The following is a 1,649-nucleotide window of genomic DNA, read 5'->3' on the forward strand; positions in this document are numbered from 1 at the left end:
GTGCATGGTGAAATGAGTTACCGTGATTACCTGCGGCAGTTACGCCAGATCACCCTGGCAGCTTATGAGCACCAGTCAGCGCCTTTTGAGAAAGTAGTGGGAGCCGTGGTGAGGGATCGTGATCTGAGCCGCCATCCGCTGTTCCAGGTGATGTTCATTTTACAGAACAATGAATCCGTAGGTATTGGAGAACACATCTTGGGCGAAGGTTTATCACTGTATGTGGAACCTGTTGAAAGCAATAGTACCCAGTTTGATCTTTCCTTTTCCTTACGTGAGTCAATGGAGGGTCTTCAATTAAGTGTTACTTATAGCACTGATCTTTTTGCACCAGCCACCATTCAGCGGCTGTGTACACACTATGAGCAGCTGTTAAGCTCCGTGGTAAATGATCCTACAGCAACCATCGGATCATTACAGCTATTAAGCACCGAAGAAGAAGAGCTGCTCTTAAACACTTTTAATGCTACAGATACGGTTTACCCGGCAGATCAAACAGTAGCAGACCTGTTTGCACTGCAAGTGGCCCGTACGCCAGATAATACAGCCGTTACTTTTGAATCGCAATCGCTGAGTTACCGGGAGCTGGATGCAGCCTCTAACCAGGTAGCTAATTACCTGCGCAGTCAGGGCATAGGCCCGGGTTCGCTGGTGCCGGTCTGTCTGGATCGCAGCCTGGAAATGATCATCGGCTTGTTAGGGATCTTAAAATCAGGCGGGGCTTATGTACCTATAGATCCGGAATATCCATTGGAACGCATTCGTTATATACTATCTGATATTGGTGCAGCATTGCTGCTGGTAAATAAGGATAGCCAGGCAGGTTTATCATCATTGCGTGAAGTTGCTTTAGTATCACTGGACAGCGGATTAATACAGGAACACTCAACAGACAATATAGACATAAGGCCCAGTGTGCAGGACCTGTGTTATGTGATCTATACATCAGGCACTACGGGCCGTCCCAAAGGTGTGATGGTGGCCCACCAGGGATTAACCAACCGCTTATGCTGGGGACAGCAGCGTTATGGGCTGGACGTATCTGATACCGTATTACAGAAGACCACCTTCTGTTTTGATGTATCGGTATGGGAGCTGTTTTGGCCGCTGATCAGTGGTGCCCGCTTATTGTTTGCCCGTGTGGGAGGCCATAAGGATCCCGCTTACCTGAAGCAGCTGATCGCCAGCGAAGGAGTTACAGTCTTACATTTTGTTCCCTCTATGCTGGAAGTATTTTTACAGGAGCTCGTAGCAGGTGATTGTGCAGGCGTGCAGCATGTGTTCTGTAGCGGGGAGGCACTAGGAGCCACACAGGTGCGGGCCTTACATCGGCAGCTGCCGGCAGCAAAGCTGCATAATTTATATGGACCAACAGAAGCTACCATTGAGGTAAGCTACTGGGATGCTGAAGGAGAGGATGTTGGGGTAGTACCGATAGGCCGTCCGGTGGCTAATACACAATTATATGTATTGGATGCTGCACAGCGATTAGCCCCCTTAGGCGGTATAGGCGAGTTATATATAGGTGGTGTACAGGTAGCAGGAGGTTACCTGCATCAGCCGGAGTTAAGCGTTTCCCACTTTATAGCAGACCGTTTCCGTGGAGCAGGCCGTTTATACCGTACCGGTGACCTGGTACGCTGGCAGGC

General features: G+C 49.5%; 1 protein-coding gene. It reads left to right on the plus strand.

The annotated features are described in order from the left end of the window. Positions 1–1,649: amino acid adenylation domain-containing protein (locus tag KVT36_RS31485; protein WP_217607392.1), on the plus strand; the 1,649-nt coding region annotated here is incomplete at both ends.

The sequence above is a fragment of the Chitinophaga sp. GbtcB8 genome (assembly GCF_019091455.1).
Lineage (GTDB): Bacteria > Bacteroidota > Bacteroidia > Chitinophagales > Chitinophagaceae > Chitinophaga.